At 72.8% G+C, this 14,082-nt stretch carries 14 protein-coding genes; 7 read left to right on the top strand and 7 right to left on the bottom strand.

The features are described from left to right. Positions 1-76 precede the first annotated feature (76 nt). On the bottom strand, positions 77-2,110 hold the full coding sequence (locus ACZ46W_RS07115; RefSeq protein ID WP_468332700.1) for a thioredoxin domain-containing protein: 2,034 nt from the start codon (positions 2,108-2,110) through the stop codon (positions 77-79). A gap of 185 nt (positions 2,111-2,295) precedes the next feature. Here ACZ46W_RS07115 and ACZ46W_RS07110 point away from each other — a divergent pair, with 185 nt between their 5' ends. Further along, positions 2,296-5,559 (top strand): tetratricopeptide repeat protein, encoded by a 3,264-nt coding sequence (locus ACZ46W_RS07110; RefSeq protein ID WP_468334670.1) that lies wholly within the window; start codon positions 2,296-2,298, stop codon positions 5,557-5,559. Between the two features lie 121 nt (positions 5,560-5,680). Here ACZ46W_RS07110 and ACZ46W_RS07105 read toward each other — a convergent pair whose 3' ends face one another. Further along, positions 5,681-5,914, bottom strand: a complete 234-nt coding sequence (locus ACZ46W_RS07105; RefSeq protein WP_468332697.1) for a hypothetical protein — start codon at positions 5,912-5,914, stop codon at positions 5,681-5,683. 1 nt (position 5,915) lies between these two features. After that, positions 5,916-6,797, bottom strand: a complete 882-nt coding sequence (mca, locus tag ACZ46W_RS07100) for a mycothiol conjugate amidase Mca (protein WP_366127741.1) — start codon at positions 6,795-6,797, stop codon at positions 5,916-5,918. 109 nt (positions 6,798-6,906) lie between these two features. On the opposite strand from mca, the gene ACZ46W_RS07095 reads away from it, so the two are divergent. Beyond that, positions 6,907-7,308 (top strand): DUF4307 domain-containing protein, encoded by a 402-nt coding sequence (locus tag ACZ46W_RS07095; RefSeq protein WP_468332693.1) that lies wholly within the window; start codon positions 6,907-6,909, stop codon positions 7,306-7,308. Positions 7,309-7,475: 167 nt separating this feature from the next. Then, positions 7,476-7,973 (top strand): transcription elongation factor GreA, encoded by a 498-nt coding sequence (gene greA, locus ACZ46W_RS07090; protein ID WP_366127743.1) that lies wholly within the window; start codon positions 7,476-7,478, stop codon positions 7,971-7,973. Between the two features lie 51 nt (positions 7,974-8,024). On the opposite strand, the gene ACZ46W_RS07085 is transcribed toward greA, so the two are convergent. The 3 genes from ACZ46W_RS07085 to ilvA form a co-directional block, all read right to left on the bottom strand. After that, on the bottom strand, positions 8,025-8,855 hold the full coding sequence (locus tag ACZ46W_RS07085) for an ABC transporter permease (protein ID WP_468332690.1): 831 nt from the start codon (positions 8,853-8,855) through the stop codon (positions 8,025-8,027). Next, positions 8,852-9,817 (bottom strand): ATP-binding cassette domain-containing protein, encoded by a 966-nt coding sequence (locus ACZ46W_RS07080; RefSeq protein ID WP_468332687.1) that lies wholly within the window; start codon positions 9,815-9,817, stop codon positions 8,852-8,854. The genes ACZ46W_RS07085 and ACZ46W_RS07080 overlap by 4 nt, the downstream gene beginning before the upstream one ends. Positions 9,818-9,976: 159 nt before the next feature. After that, positions 9,977-11,206 (bottom strand): threonine ammonia-lyase, encoded by a 1,230-nt coding sequence (gene ilvA / locus ACZ46W_RS07075; protein WP_468332684.1) that lies wholly within the window; start codon positions 11,204-11,206, stop codon positions 9,977-9,979. A gap of 114 nt (positions 11,207-11,320) precedes the next feature. Here ilvA and ACZ46W_RS07070 point away from each other — a divergent pair, with 114 nt between their 5' ends. Genes ACZ46W_RS07070 through ACZ46W_RS07055 form a run of 4 tightly spaced genes read left to right on the top strand, consistent with a single transcriptional unit; the run spans position 11,321 to position 12,833 of the window. Beyond that, positions 11,321-11,869, top strand: coding sequence for a MarR family winged helix-turn-helix transcriptional regulator (locus ACZ46W_RS07070; protein ID WP_468332681.1), 549 nt, complete (start codon positions 11,321-11,323; stop codon positions 11,867-11,869). Positions 11,870-11,901: 32 nt separating this feature from the next. Next, positions 11,902-12,348 (top strand): sigma factor-like helix-turn-helix DNA-binding protein, encoded by a 447-nt coding sequence (locus ACZ46W_RS07065; RefSeq protein ID WP_468332678.1) that lies wholly within the window; start codon positions 11,902-11,904, stop codon positions 12,346-12,348. Continuing rightward, positions 12,345-12,599, top strand: a complete 255-nt coding sequence (locus tag ACZ46W_RS07060; RefSeq protein ID WP_468332675.1) for a hypothetical protein — start codon at positions 12,345-12,347, stop codon at positions 12,597-12,599. The genes ACZ46W_RS07065 and ACZ46W_RS07060 overlap by 4 nt, the downstream gene beginning before the upstream one ends. Before the next feature lie 42 nt (positions 12,600-12,641). Next, the gene (locus ACZ46W_RS07055; RefSeq protein ID WP_468332672.1) at positions 12,642-12,833 is read left to right on the top strand and encodes a DUF1059 domain-containing protein; all 192 of its coding nucleotides are present in this window, start codon (positions 12,642-12,644) and stop codon (positions 12,831-12,833) included. Between the two features lie 45 nt (positions 12,834-12,878). On the opposite strand, the gene ACZ46W_RS07050 is transcribed toward ACZ46W_RS07055, so the two are convergent. Next, positions 12,879-14,033: a cystathionine gamma-synthase gene (locus ACZ46W_RS07050; protein ID WP_468332669.1), complete on the bottom strand. Its 1,155-nt coding sequence runs from the start codon at positions 14,031-14,033 to the stop codon at positions 12,879-12,881. Positions 14,034-14,082 lie beyond the last annotated feature (49 nt).

Below are 14,082 nucleotides of genomic sequence, written 5' to 3'. Positions count from 1 at the left end.
ACTCCTTATGTCGGATGAGAATAGAGGCAGACAGCGACAGTCAGGAGCTGTCCCGATAAAAACTGTGTTTCCGGAGTCAGTTGGACAATTTGCGCGCCAGCTCGGCCGATTCCGTGGTAGGCGCGTCGCACGTGAAGTGGCGGCAGACGTACGCGGCGGGCCGCCCCTCGACCAGCGGACGGTCCTTGAGCAGCGGGAACTCCTCGCCGGTCCCGTCCGGCGCGCCGAAGGCGACGACCGCGCCGGGAGCGGTGCCGAGCAGGGCCGTGCGGTGCAGCGCGCGGGCCTCGTCGTCGTCCGGGTGGCCGACCACGGCGACCTCGCGCGGCCCGTCGAGCAGCGCCTCGGCGACGGCCAGACCCCAGCCGATGAAGCGGGGCGCGCGCGGACCGAGGGCCTTGACCACGCCCAGGGCGGCCTCGGCGGCGGCGCGGTGGGCCTCGGAGCCGGTGTGGGCGGCGTACGACAGCAGGGCCCCGGCGGCGGCGGTCCAGCCGGAGGGGGCGGCGTTGTCGGTGGGGTCCTGGGGGCGGCGGATCAGTCGCTCGGCGTCGTGCGCGGTGTCGAAGAGCGCGCCGCCCTCGCCGGTGAACCGGTCGAGCACGATGTCCAGGAGGAAGCCGGAGAACTCCAGCCACACGCCCTCCCCGGTCACGGCGGCCAGCGCCAGGAACCCCTCGGCGACGTCGGCGTAGTCCTCCAGCACCCCCGCGTTGGCGCCGGCGCGCCCGTCCTTGGAGGTGCGGGCGAGCCGCGCCGAACTGTCCATGTGGAGCCGCACGAGCAGGTCGGCGGCCTCCGTGGCCCGCTCGACCAGGTCGGGGCGGTCGAAGTAGGCACCGGTCTCGGCGAGCGCGGCGATCGCGAGCCCGTTCCAGGCGGCGACGATCTTGTCGTCGCGGCCGGGGCGGGGGCGCTCCTCACGGGCGGCGAGCAGCCGCCGGCGGATCCGGTCGAGGCGCTCGGCGTCCACGACCCCGGCGCCCTGCGGCAGTTGCAGCACGGAGGAGCCGTGCTCGAAGGTGCCCTCCTCGGTGACGCCGAAGTACTGGGCGGCGTAGTCGGCGTCCTCCTCGCCGAGCACCTCGCGGAGCTGCCCGGGCGTCCACACGTAGAAGGCGCCCTCGACGTGCCTGCCCGTGCCGTCGTCGCTGTCGGCGTCCAGCGCGGAGGCGAACCCGCCCTCGGCGGTGCGCAGTTCACGCACCATGAAGTCGGCCGTCTCCAGCGCGACCCGGCGGGCCAGGTCGCTACCGGTGACCCGCCACAGGTGGGCGTACACGCGGCACAGCAGGGCGTTGTCGTACAGCATCTTCTCGAAGTGCGGCACGACCCACTCGCGGTCCACCGAGTACCGGGCGAAGCCGCCGCCGAGCTGGTCGTAGATGCCGCCCCTGGCCATCGCCTCGCACGTGTCGGCGGCCATCTGGAGGGCGCCCTCGGCCCCCGTACGGGCGTAGTGGCGCAGCAGGAACTCGACCACCATGGACGGCGGGAACTTCGGCGCCCCGCCGAAGCCGCCGTGCCGGTCGTCGTAGTCGCGGGTCAGCCCGAGCAGCGCCTGGGCGAGCTCCTGCTCCCCCGGCGCACCGGCGCCGCCGTAGGCCAGGGAACGCCCGGACAGCTCCCGCACGATGTTCCCGGCGACCTCGTCGACCTCCTCGCGCCGGTCGGCCCAGGCGGTGGCGACGCCCTGGAGGACCTGGTGGAACGACGGCATGCCGTGGCGGGGCGCGGGCGGGAAGTAGGTACCGAAGTAGAACGGCTCGGCGTCGGGCGTCAGGAACACGGTCATGGGCCAGCCGCCATGGCCTGTCGCGGCCTGCACGGCCTCCATGTAGACGGCGTCCACGTCGGGCCGCTCCTCGCGGTCGACCTTGACGGGCACGAAGTGCTCGTTCATGTACGCGGCGGTCGTCTCGTCCTCGAACGACTCGTGCGCCATGACGTGGCACCAGTGGCAGGAGCTGTAGCCGACGCTGAGCAGCACGGGCACACCGCGCCGCCGGGCCTCCTCGAATGCCTCGCCGGTCCAGGGCCACCAGTCGACCGGGTTGTCGGCGTGCTGGAGGAGGTACGGGGACGTCTCATGGGCCAGTCGGTTCGGCATACCACCCATCCTGCCGGATGCGCACACCACGCGCCTCGGGCGTCCCGGGAGTGTCAGGGGATGTCCTGGGTGACTCCGGTGTCCAGGGTGTGCGGGGTTTTCCACAGCCCCTCGCGCCGATCAGCCGTACGGCGGACACTGGTCGCGGATGTGATCGCCGGCGGAGGGGGACGCGGATGTCGCAGTTGCGGGAGAGCCATCGCGCGGAGGCCGAGCGGCTGTTGGCCAGGGCCGTGGAGGAGGAGGTCCGGCGCTCCGGCGGCCGGGCCGACGCCGGGGTGCTGCTGGCGCGGGGCCGGGACGCGCTGGAGACCCTGGCGGGGAGCGCGGCCGAGGAGTACGCGGCGTACGCGGCGGCGCTGCGGGAGGCGGAGGCGGACCGGCTGCCGCTGTCGGAGCGGTTCAGCAGGCGGGCCGTCGGTACGCCCGCGCTGGTCACGGCGGTCGCGGCGGTGGCGGCCGCCGGGGCGGACCTGGCGCTCGGCACGGCGGCGGGCACGGCGCTGGGGGCCGGGGCGGTGGTGGCGGTGGCCGGCGCGGCGGCGACCGTGCTGAAGGTGACCGCGGCGCACTGGCCGGCCGCCCACCGCCGGGCCGGGGCGCTGGGCCAGCCCGGCGGGCCGGAGCAGCTACGGCTCCAGTGGCTGACCGCTCTGGAGGTGCGCGGGATACGCCCGTTCCTGGACCAGCAGCGCATCCTGGCGGCGGCCGCGGCGCAGAAGCCCGCCGACAAGGCACCGCCACTGCGGGGCGTGGACCGCAGCGCCATCGCCCGCCGGCGCACGGTCCTGGAGCAGTCGTTCAGCCACCTTCCCGAGGCCGCGGAGCCGTTCGCGGGGCGGCGCGGGGAGCTGGAGCGCATCGAGGGGTGGGTGCGGGCGGGCCGGGCGGCGACCGGGACGCGGCCGACGGTCGTGGTGCTGCACGGCGAGCCCGGCGCGGGGCGCACCACCCTGGCGGTGCGGGCCACGCACCGGCTGCGGGACCTGTTCCGCGGGGCGTGCCTGGTGGACCTGCGGGGCACCGGGCCGGGTGGGCAGCCGGTGTCGACGCGTGACGCCCTGCTGCACCTGCTGAACCGGCTGGGCGCGCCGCGCGAGCAGTTGCTGCTGCGCGACCGGTCGTCGTCGCCGGGCCGGCAGGTGCGGCGGCTGGCCGAGTTGTACCACCAGCACCTGACGGGCCTGCCGGTCGTCGTGGTGCTGGACGACGCCCGGGACGCCGAGCAGGTGCGGACGCTGGTACCGGAGCGGTCGGAGAGCCTGGTGCTGATCACCGCGCGGGAGCCGCTGGAGCTGGGCGACGACGTGTCGGCGTGGGTGCACCACCTGCCGGTGGCGGGGCTGGACGCGGCGGGCGCGGAGGAGCTGCTGCGGCAGGCGGCCGGGGACCGGGAGCCGGCGCCCTACGACGCGGAGGCCACGGAGCGGGTGCGGGAGCTGTGCGGGGGGCTGCCGCTGGCGCTGCGGGTGGCGGGCTCGGCGGTCGGCGCCGCCCGGTCGACGGCGGAGGTGGCCCGGCTGCTGGAGCAGGGGGCGGGCGGCCCGGTGGAGCGGGCGGTGGCGGTCCGGTACGCCACGGACCTGGACGAGGACCAGCGGCGGCTGCTGCGGCGCCTCGCCCTGGCGGGGCGGGCGTCGCTGGGGGCGGCGGCGGCCGGCGCGCTGCTGGGGGCCGGCGAGGAGGAGGCGCAGCGGCGGCTTCGGGAGCTGGCCGGGGCGGGGCTGCTGGACCAGGTGCGCGGCGAGCGGTTCCGGCTGCACGACGCGGTGCGGGCGTTCGCGGCGGACCGGCTGGCCGCCGAGGAGGAGGCGGGCGACATCGCCGCCGCCCAGGAGCGGCTGATCAGGAACTACGCGGAGCTCGCCGACGCGGTGATCCGCATGGTGGACGGCAAGATGTCCACGCGGGCCGGGCACGGGGCCCGCTTCGGCGGCCACGGGTTCGCCTCGCTGGAGGCGGCGCTGCGCTGGCTGGACGACGAGTCGTCGTTCATCACGGCGGCGCTGCGCAACGCGGAGGGCGTGAACCGGCAGACGGTGCTGGACCTGCTGGGCGCGCTGTGCGACTACTGCCTGCTGCGCGGCGACCTGTACCGGCTGGGCGAGCTCCAGGAGCTGACGGGTGGGGAGGCCCCCGCCCGAGCGGAGCCGGGAGCGGGGGAGGTGGACCAGGGGCTGCTGGCGCGGTCGGTGCGGTGGCGCACCGGCATCGCGGCACGGCAGCTCGGCGAGCTGGACACGGCGCGTACGACGCTGACGTCGGTGGTGTCGCTGTACCAGGAGGCCCACCAGGACGCGGGGGCGGCGCTCGCGCTGTGCTCGCTGGGCATCACGCTCCAGCACCAGGGCAATCTGCCGGAGGCGGCGGCGAGGCTGCGGGAGGCGCTGGAGCTCCAGGCGTCGCCGGAGCTCGCCGCGGACCGGGCGTGGACGCTGCACGCCCTGGCGGCGGTGGAGCGGGACCGGGCGAACCTGGCGGAGGCGCTGACGCTGCTGGACACGGCCCTGGAGCTGCACCGGGACAACGAGTCGCTGCACGGCGAGGCGTGGGCGCACTTCCAGCTCGGGCAGGTGTACCTGCGCATGGCCGATGTGCCCCGCGCCGAGGAGGCGCTGCGTACGGCGCTGGAGCTGTACGGGCGCACGCACGACGGGCGCGGCGAGGCGTGGGCGCTGACCCAGCTCGGCCGGGCCCGCCTGGTGGACGGCGACCCGGGCGCGGCGGCCAAGCAGTTGCGGACGGCCCTGAGGCGGCACCGGGACAACGAGGACGCGCGGGGCGAGGCGTGGACGCTGTACTACCTGGGCCAGGCCCTGGAGGACGAGGGCGAGACCGATCAGGCGGTACGGGAGCTGGAGCGGGCCCGCACGATGTTCTCCCGGATGCGGGACGTGTACGGCCTGGCGTGCGCCCGCCACCACTCGGGCCGCGCCACCCGCGACCAGCGCGCCGCCCAGACCGGCAACCTCCGCAACTCGGGCTTCGCCCGCCAGTTGCTGGTGGACGCCCGGGCGGACTTCCGCCGCATCGGCGTGGCCCACGGCGAGGCGTGGACCTGCCTGGAGCTGGCGGTCATCGACGCGGGCAACGACCGCGCCCCGCAGGCCCTGGCCCTGTGCGACGAGGCGGCCGCCCTCTTCGCCTCGTACGGCGATCTGCGCGGCGCGGACTGGGCCCGTTTCCTGCGCTGCACCCTGCTCCCGTACGCCTCGCCGGGCGGCGTGGAGGTCGGCACGGTCGTCGCCCAGCAGGAGCTCGCCCAGCTCGCGGACGCCAAGCACCCGGCCCGCGACGCCCGGCTGGAGGAGGCAGTGGCGGCCTGGTCCCTGGTCCTGGAGCGCGGCATCCGGCTGGAGTCCCCCTGGCAGGCGTGGCCGCTGGGTCTGACCCCGGAACGGCACGCGAGGGAGGTGATGGGCGTCCCCACGGCGGCGTCCCGGCCCTGAGCCGGGACGCCGAAAAGCTCGACGCCGAGAAGCTCGACGCGGAAAAGCTCGACGCGGAAAAGCTCCATGACCACCGTGCGGCGGTCATGGAGCCAGGGCGGCCGTCGTTACCCGACGACCGCTACCGCGCGCTCTTGCCGGGCTCCGGCTCGGAGCCCGTCGCCGCCGCCGGTTCCGGGGCCTCCTCGAAGTTCACCCTGCCCATGTGCCGGTTCATCGACTTCATCAGCAGCCACACGCCCGCGGCCATGACCGCGAAGACGATGAAACCGAGGACGCCGGGGGTCACCTTGTTCTCGTCGAGCTCCTTGGCGGCGAGCGGGACGAGCTGGGTCAGTGCCTGGTGTGCGCTCATGTCATGCATTGTCGCGGATGCCCGCGAAGAGGTCGTCCTCGGGGAGGGAGGTGTCCACCACGGACTTGGCCAGCTCGTAGTCCTCGGTCGGCCAGACCTCCTTCTGGATCTCCATCGGCACGCGGAACCAGCCGCCGTCCGGGTCGATCTGCGTGGCGTGCGCGATCAGCGCCTTGTCGCGGATCTCGAAGAAGTCGGCGCACGGGACGTGCGTGGTCAGGGTCCGCTCGACGCGCTCGAACTCCTTCCAGCGCTCCAGCCACTCGCCGTACGGCGACTCCAGGCCGCGCGCCAGCAGCGCCTCGTGCAGGGCGACCGTGCGGGGACGGTTGAAGCCCTGGTTGTAGTACACCTTCGACGGCTGCCACACCGGGCCGAACTCCGACTCGGGGTACTTCTCGGCGTCCGCCGCACCATCGAACGCCACCATCGTGATCTTGTGGGTCATGATGTGGTCGGGGTGCGGGTAGCCGCCGTTCTCGTCGTAGGTGGTGATCACCTGCGGGCGGAAGGCGCGGATGGACTTCACCAGGCGGCCGGCGGCCTTGTCGACGTCCTCCAGGGCGAAGCAGCCCTGGGGCAGCGGCGGCAGCGGGTCGCCCTCGGGCAGACCCGAGTCGACGAAGCCGAGCCACTCCTGCTTGACGCCCAGGATCTCGCGGGCCTCGTCCATCTCCTTGCGGCGTACCTCGTGGATGTTCTCCTCGATGTACGGGTCACCCTGGAGCTTCGGGTTGAGGATGGAACCGCGCTCGCCCCCGGTGCAGGTCACGACCAGCACGTCCACCCCCTCGGACACATACTTGGCCATCGTTGCCGCGCCCTTGCTCGACTCGTCGTCGGGGTGGGCGTGAACGGCCATCAGTCGTAGCTGCTCAGTCAAGACTCGATCCTCAATGATTCGTCCCATCGGGCGGCTTCTATAGTGACGGAATCGGCAGGCGGAAAATTCCGCCGTCCGGCCCACAGGGGCCAACAGGAGAGGAACGATCATGAGCGCGGTGCGGGAAGGGCTGCCCGAGGGCCGTTACGGCCGCTCCGCGGACGAGCGCGCCGACCGCAAGCTCAAGATCGTCGGATCGGTCCTGGGCGTCGCGCTCCTCGCGATGGTGGGCTGGTTCGGGTACGACTACATCGCCGGCCAGAAGATCAGCGCCGAGGTGATCAAGTTCGACCTCTCGGCCGACGACCGGGTGCAGGTGCACCTGGAGGTGCGCAAGGACCCGGCCGCCAAGGGTTCCTGCACGCTGCGCGCCCTCGCCGAGGACGGCAGCGAGGTGGGTCACAAGGACGTCCGCTTCGACCAGGCCGACGACCGGATCGACCAGGTCGTCACCGTGCGTACGACGACCAGGGCGACCAGCGCGGAGCTGCTGGGCTGTACCTCGGAGTAGCCGCGCCGCCGATTCGCGGCGTGACCTGCGCGGACGAAGATTCCGTGGCTTTCGTCCTCCCCCTTGCCCGCCGAAATTGTTAGGCTCGTGGTTTCGCCCATCCAGGAAGGCACAATCCTTCTGGGTAGGGCGATGCTTTGTATTCCCAGTACCGACGAGGAGCACCTGTGACCCAGACCAGCGAAAACGTCACCTGGCTCACCCAGGAGGCGTACAACCAGCTCAAGGCCGAGCTGGAGTACCTGTCTGGTCCCGCGCGAACCGAGATCGCCGCCAAGATCGCGGCTGCGCGCGAGGAGGGCGACCTGCGCGAGAACGGCGGGTACCACGCGGCCAAGGAGGAGCAGGGCAAGCAGGAGCTGCGCGTACGCCAGCTCACCCAGCTCCTGGAGCACGCGAAGGTCGGCGAGGCTCCCGCGGAGAGCGGCGTCGTGGCGCCGGGCATGGTGGTCACGATCGCCTTCGACGGCGACGAGGACGACACCCTGGTCTTCCTGCTCGCCTCGCGCGAGTACGCGAGCTCCGACATCGAGACGTACTCCCCGCAGTCGCCGCTCGGCTCGGGCGTCAACGGCAAGAAGGTCGGCGAGGACGCGGAGTACGAGCTGCCGAACGGCAAGAAGGCGTCGGTGAAGATCCTCGACGCCAAGCCGTACTCCGGCTGACAGGGACACCGAAGGGCCGGGCCGCACGCGCGACCCGGCCCTTCACCACGACTACGCCGCGGAGCGGTACTTGCGCACCGCCAGGGTGCGGAACACCGCGATGATCAGCAGCGACCAAAGGATCGACGCCAGCACCGGGTGCTCCATGGGCCAGGCGGTGGAGTTCGAGACACCGGGGTTGCCGAACAGCTCGCGGCAGGCCTGCACGGTGGCGCTGAACGGGTTCCACTCGGCGATGTGCCGCAGCCACGGCGTCATCCGGGACGAGTCCACGAACGCGTTGGACAGGAACGTCACGGGGAACAGCCAGATCAGCCCGCCGGACGTGGCTGCCTCGGGCGTACGCACGGACAGGCCGATCAGCGCGCCGATCCAGGAGAACGCGTACCCGAGCAGGAGCAGCAGCGCGAACGCGCCGAGCGCCTTGGGCACCCCCTCGTGGATGCGCCAGCCGACCAGCAGGGCGACGACCGCCAGAACGACCACGGTCAGCGCGGTCTGTACGAGGTCGGCGAGCGTACGCCCGGTGAGCACCGCGCCGCGCGCCATGGGCAGCGACCGGAAGCGGTCGATCAGGCCCTTGTGCATGTCGTCGGCGATGCCCGCGCCCGCGCCCGCCGTGGCGAAGGTGACGGTCTGGGCGAAGATGCCGGCCATCAGGAAGTTGCGGTAGACGTCGGGGTCCGTGGTGCCGCCGATGTTCATCGAGCCGCCGAAGACGTAGCTGAACAGCACCACGAACATGATCGGCTGGATGAGCCCGAAAATGATCATTTCGGGGATCCGCGACATCCGGATCAGATTGCGCCGGGCGACGACGAGCGAGTCGGCGAACGATTGCGAGATACCGCCGCGCGGCTTGGGGGCGGTGATGGCGCTCACTTCACGGTCTCCTCGTCGGTCAGCTCCGCCGCGTGTCCGGTCAGCGAGATGAACACGTCGTCGAGGGTGGGGCGGCGCAGCCCGATGTCGTCGATCTCGACGCCCCGGGTGTCCAGCTCGCGGATGACCTCGGCGAGCAGCTTGGCGCCACCGGTGACGGGGACGGTGAGCTTGCGGGTGTGCGTCTCGACGGCGACCTCGCCCTTGCCGAACCCGGCGAGGACGGCTCGGGCCGGGTCGATCTGGTCGGGCTGGTGGACGACGACCTCGACCCGCTCGCCGCCGGTGCGGACCTTGAGCTGGTCGGAGGTGCCCCGGGCGATGACCTTGCCGTGGTCGACCACGCAGATGTCGTGGGCCAGGTGGTCGGCCTCCTCCAGGTACTGGGTGGTCAGCAGCAGGGTCGTACCGCCGGCAACCAGCTCCTGGATGACCTCCCACAACTGCTGCCGGTTGCGCGGGTCGAGCCCGGTGGTCGGCTCGTCCATGAACATCACGGGCGGCGACACCACCAGCGCGGCGGCGAGGTCGAGCCGACGGCGCATGCCGCCGGAGTAGGTCTTGGCGGGACGGTCGGCGGCCGCGGCGAGGTTGAACCGCTCCAGCAGCTCGGCCGCGCGTATCTTCGCGGCCTTGCCGGACATCTGGTAGAGCTGGCCGACCATGTGCAGGTTCTCGCGGCCGGTGAGGTACTCGTCGACGGCCGCGAACTGGCCGGACAGGCCTATCGCCCGGCGGACTTCGTTGGGGTGCTTGAGGACGTCTATGCCCGCGACGACCGCCTTGCCGCTGTCGGGCTTGAGCAACGTGGTGAGGACGCGAACGGTGGTGGTCTTACCCGCACCGTTGGGGCCGAGCAGCCCCAGGACGGTCCCTTCGGGGACATCGAGGTCCACGCCGTCCAGAGCCCGTACGTCGCCGAAGGTCTTCACCAGACCCTCGGCGTGAATTGCGCCTGGCATGTGGGTTCTCCCGTTGATGGGGTGAATCGCTACCCGAAGCGTAGGGATGCCGGGCGTGGGGCGCCCGGCAATTGTGTGACTGGGCACACAGACTAACGCGATACATCGCGTCTTACAAGAGGGCTCCGCCCGCTCCCGGGGAGCCGGCCGGCCCGCCTCTCAGGGCATCACCGTGTACCCCGCGTCCCGGAGGGCGGAGGCGACCTCGTCGCAGTGCTCGGGGCCCTTGGTCTCCAGGTGCAGCTCCACCTCCACCTCCGTGAGCCCCAGGCGCGGGTCCGTTCGTACGTGACCGACGTCCAGGACGTTGGCGTCGGCGACCGACAGGACGCCCAGCAGCGTCGCGAGGGCGCCCGGCCGGTCGGTCAGCCGCAGCCGCAGGCTCAGGTAACGGCCGGCGGCCGCCATGCCGTGCCGGAGGATGCGCTGCATCAGCAGCGGGTCCACGTTCCCGCCCGACAGCACCGCCACCACCGGCCCGGTGAACGACTCCGGGGCGCTCAGCAGCGCCGCCACCGGGCTCGCCCCGGCCGGCTCGACCACCAGCTTGGCCCGCTCCAGGCACAGCAGCAGCGCCGACGACAGGGCGTCCTCCGACACCGTGCGCACCTCGTCGACCAGCTCCTCGACGATCCCGAACGGCACGTCGCCGGGACGCCCCACGTGGATGCCGTCCGCCATCGTGGGCGCTGTGTCGATCACCAGCGGGTGGCCCGCCGCCAGCGACGGCGGGTACGCGGCCGCCGCCTCCGCCTGCACGCCGATCACCCTCACGTCCGGCCGCAGCGCCTTCACCGCCACCGCGATGCCCGCCGCCAGCCCGCCGCCGCCGACCCCGACGACGATCGTCCGCACCTCCGGGCACTGTTCGAGGATCTCCAGCCCCACCGTGCCCTGCCCCGCGATGATGTCCCGGTGGTCGAAGGGATGGATGAACACCGCGCCCGTGTCGTGCGCGTACTCCTGCGCCGCCGCCAGCGTCTCGTCGACCACGTGCCCGTGCAGCCGCACGTCCGCCCCGTACTCCCGCGTCGCCGCCACCTTCGGCAGCGGGGCGCCCACCGGCATGAAGACCGTGGAGCGCACGCCCAGCAGCGACGAGGCCAGCGCGACGCCCTGCGCGTGGTTGCCGGCCGACGCCGCGACGACCCCGGCCGCCCGCTCCTCCGGGCGCAGCCCGGAGATCCGCACGTACGCGCCCCGCACCTTGAACGAACCGGTCCGCTGGAGGTTCTCGCACTTGAAGTGGACCGGCGAGCCCACCAGTCGCGACAGGTAGCGGCTGCCCTCCATGGGGGTCACTCTGGCCACCCCGGAGAGCATCTTCTGCGCCCCCCGGACATCGTCGAGGATGAGGGGGTGTGAGGGGTATGGCGTACCGAAGCTCATGACGCCAAGTCTCGCAGCTCATCACGTTTGTGCAGCGCCGGTACCAAGGCGCACGGGGCCGCGTACTCTGTCCCCCACCAACCGACCACCACCGCACGAGAGAGCCCCGCAGCCATGCCCACATCTCAGGACATGACGACTGATCTTGACCAAGGTCTCCTCGATGCCCTCCAGCACCAGGTGGCCGTCTTCGCCCGCCGCGCCGAGCAGACCCGTCTCGGCGGCACCGGTCAGCTCCGCAACTCGATGGACCGCGCCGCCTACCTCCTCCTCAACCGCCTCGACCAGGAAGGCCCGATGGGCGTGAAGGCGCTGGCGGCGGGCATGGGCATCGACTCGTCCACCGTCACCCGCCAGGTCGCGCCGCTGGTCGACACCGGCCTGGTCAAGCGGACCTCGCACCCGGAGGACGGCCGGGCCGTCGTGCTCCAGTTGTCGCCGCGCGGGCAGGCCCGGCTCGATGAGGTCCGCTCCTCGCGGCGCAAGCTGATGGCCGAGGTGACGGACGGCTGGACCGAGGAGGAACGCGAGTCGTTCTGCACCCTGCTCACCCGATTCAACTCGGCGCTCTCCGCCCGGCAGGCCGGTCTGCCGCCGGCCGAGCGCGAGGCCGAGCAGGAGACGAAGCCGGAGACGGACACGGAGACCGCTCCCGCCTCTTGACCGGGGCCGGGCGCCTGGCCTGATATGAGGACGTGCGAGAGCGGCGGCAGGCCACGGCGCAGCCCCACCGCGCCCGGGACCGGGACTTCGAGGCGTTCGTCGCCGGCGCGGCGGGCCGGCTGCTGCACGCCGCCACGCTCCTGACGACGGAGCCGCCCGGCCGCGCACCCCGCGCGGGCGGCCTGCTGACGGCCGCGCTGGCCGCCACCTACGCCCGCTGGGACCGGCTGCGCGGCGAGGACCCGTACGACCTCGCCCGCCGCGAGCTGGCCACCCGGTTCGCCCGCGCCGCCTGGCGCTTCCACCGCCCGTACGGCGGGATCCTGTCCGAGCTGACCCCCCTGGAACGGCTCGTCGTCGTGCTGCGCCTGTACGAGGGCGTCGCCGAGGAGCAGGCGGCGGCGCTGCTCGGGCTGCCGGCCGACCGGGTCCGGGCGACCTGTGCGCGTGCGGTGAGCGTCCTCAGGCGGTCCTCGTGAGCGGCTACGACCGCAAGGAGGACGAGGTGCGGCGCATGCTGGACGCCGCGCCCCGCGTCCAGGTGCCGCCGGACCTGCTGCCGCGCGCGATCAGCCGGGGCACACGGGCCCTGCACCGGGCCAGGGCGCTGCGCCGCGTCCTGTGGGTGCTGCTGGCGGCGGCGGCCGTGGCGTTCGCGGTGTGGGCCTCGGTCGCCGAGCCGTGGCGGGTGCCGCCGGCGGAGGTCACGCCACCGTTCGAGGGCTGGTGAACCCGGACCTACGCTGGAGGGGAACCGCCATGGGAGGTCACCATGACCAGGAAAGTCGCCGACTGCCGCGACACCCCCAGCGTGATGGGGTGCACCCTCACCATCAGCGGTGAGGAGGAGGAAGTCATCAGGGCCGCCGCGGAACACGCGGTGTCGGTCCACGGCCACAAGGACGGACCCGAACTGCGCGACATGGTCCGCCGGTCCCTGAAGGACGAGAGGGTTCCCGCCTGAGACGGCGGGGGCACACCCGGTGCCCCCGCCACCCACGACGCGGTCCTATCCCAGCGCCTGGCGCAGGTCCGCCAGCAGGTCGTCGACGTTCTCGATGCCGACCGACAGCCGCACCAGGTCCGCCGGCACCTCCAGCAGCGACCCGGCGACGCTGGCGTGCGTCATCCGGCCCGGGTGCTCGATCAGCGACTCGACGCCGCCCAGGGACTCGCCCAGCGTGAAGAGCTTCGCGCGGTTGCAGACCTCGACGGCCGCCTCCTCGCCGCCCTGGACGCGGAAGGAGATCATGCCGCCGAAGCTCCGCATCTGCTTGGCGGCGACCTCGTGCCCCGGGTGCTCGGGCAGGCCCGGGTAGAGGACGCCGGTGACCTTCGGGTGGCGGGTCAGCATCTCGGCGACCCGCGTGGCGTTCTCGCTGTGCCGGTCCATGCGTACGGCGAGCGTCTTGATGCCGCGCAGCACGATCCACGAGTCGAAGGGTCCGGCGACCGCGCCCATCGCGTTCTGGTGGTACGCCAGTTCCTCGCCGAGCGTCTCGTCGGCCGTCACCAGCGCGCCGCCGACGACGTCGGAGTGGCCGCCCATGTACTTGGTCAGCGAGTGCACGACGACGTCCGCGCCGAGCGCCAGCGGCTGCTGGAGGTAGGGGCTGGCGAAGGTGTTGTCGACGACGAGCTTCGCGCCCGCCGTCCGGGCGACGTCGGCGACGGCCGCGATGTCGGTGATGCCGAGCAGCGGGTTCGACGGGGTCTCGACCCAGATCACCTTCGTACGGTCGGTGATCGCGTCCCGTACCGCGGCCGGGTCGGAGGTGTCGGCGACCGACCACTCCACGCCCCACCGGGCGACGACCTTCGCGAAGAGGCGGAACGTGCCGCCGTAGGCGTCGTTCGGGATGACGACGTGGTCGCCGGGGACGAGGAGCGTGCGCAGCAGGCAGTCCTCGGCGGCGAGACCGGAGGCGAAGGCCAGGCCGCGCCGGCCGCCCTCCAGCGCCGCGAGGTTCTCCTCCAGGGCCGTGCGCGTGGGGTTGGCGCTGCGGCTGTACTCGTAGCCGCCGCGCAGGCCGCCCACACCGTCCTGCTTGTAGGTGGACACCTGGTAGATGGGCGGGACGACCGCGCCGGTCAGCGGGTCGGCGGTGTTGCCCGCGTGGATGGCGCGGGTCTCGAAGTTCTGGTGGGTGTGCTCGTCGCTCATGAGGCCCGAGCGTAGTCGCGGGCGGCGTCGCCCACCGGACGCGTCCGGG

It is taken from the genome of Streptomyces sp. NPDC031064, from assembly GCF_055570965.1.
This window is presented reverse-complemented; position numbering and strand designations above follow the sequence as displayed.

Excerpts from the sequence above, each read along its gene's own strand:
- ACZ46W_RS07115 (WP_468332700.1), bottom strand. The coding sequence starts at position 2,110 with ATGCCGAACCGACTGGCCCATGAGACGTCCCCGTACCTCCTCCAGCAC.
- ACZ46W_RS07105 (WP_468332697.1), bottom strand. The coding sequence starts at position 5,914 with ATGAGCGCACACCAGGCACTGACCCAGCTCGTCCCGCTCGCCGCCAAG.
- ACZ46W_RS07095 (WP_468332693.1), top strand. The coding sequence starts at position 6,907 with ATGAGCGCGGTGCGGGAAGGGCTGCCCGAGGGCCGTTACGGCCGCTCC.
- ACZ46W_RS07080 (WP_468332687.1), bottom strand. The coding sequence starts at position 9,817 with ATGCCAGGCGCAATTCACGCCGAGGGTCTGGTGAAGACCTTCGGCGAC.
- ilvA (WP_468332684.1), bottom strand. The coding sequence starts at position 11,206 with ATGAGCTTCGGTACGCCATACCCCTCACACCCCCTCATCCTCGACGAT.
- ACZ46W_RS07070 (WP_468332681.1), top strand. The coding sequence starts at position 11,321 with ATGCCCACATCTCAGGACATGACGACTGATCTTGACCAAGGTCTCCTC.
- ACZ46W_RS07055 (WP_468332672.1), top strand. The coding sequence starts at position 12,642 with ATGACCAGGAAAGTCGCCGACTGCCGCGACACCCCCAGCGTGATGGGG.
- ACZ46W_RS07050 (WP_468332669.1), bottom strand. The coding sequence starts at position 14,033 with ATGAGCGACGAGCACACCCACCAGAACTTCGAGACCCGCGCCATCCAC.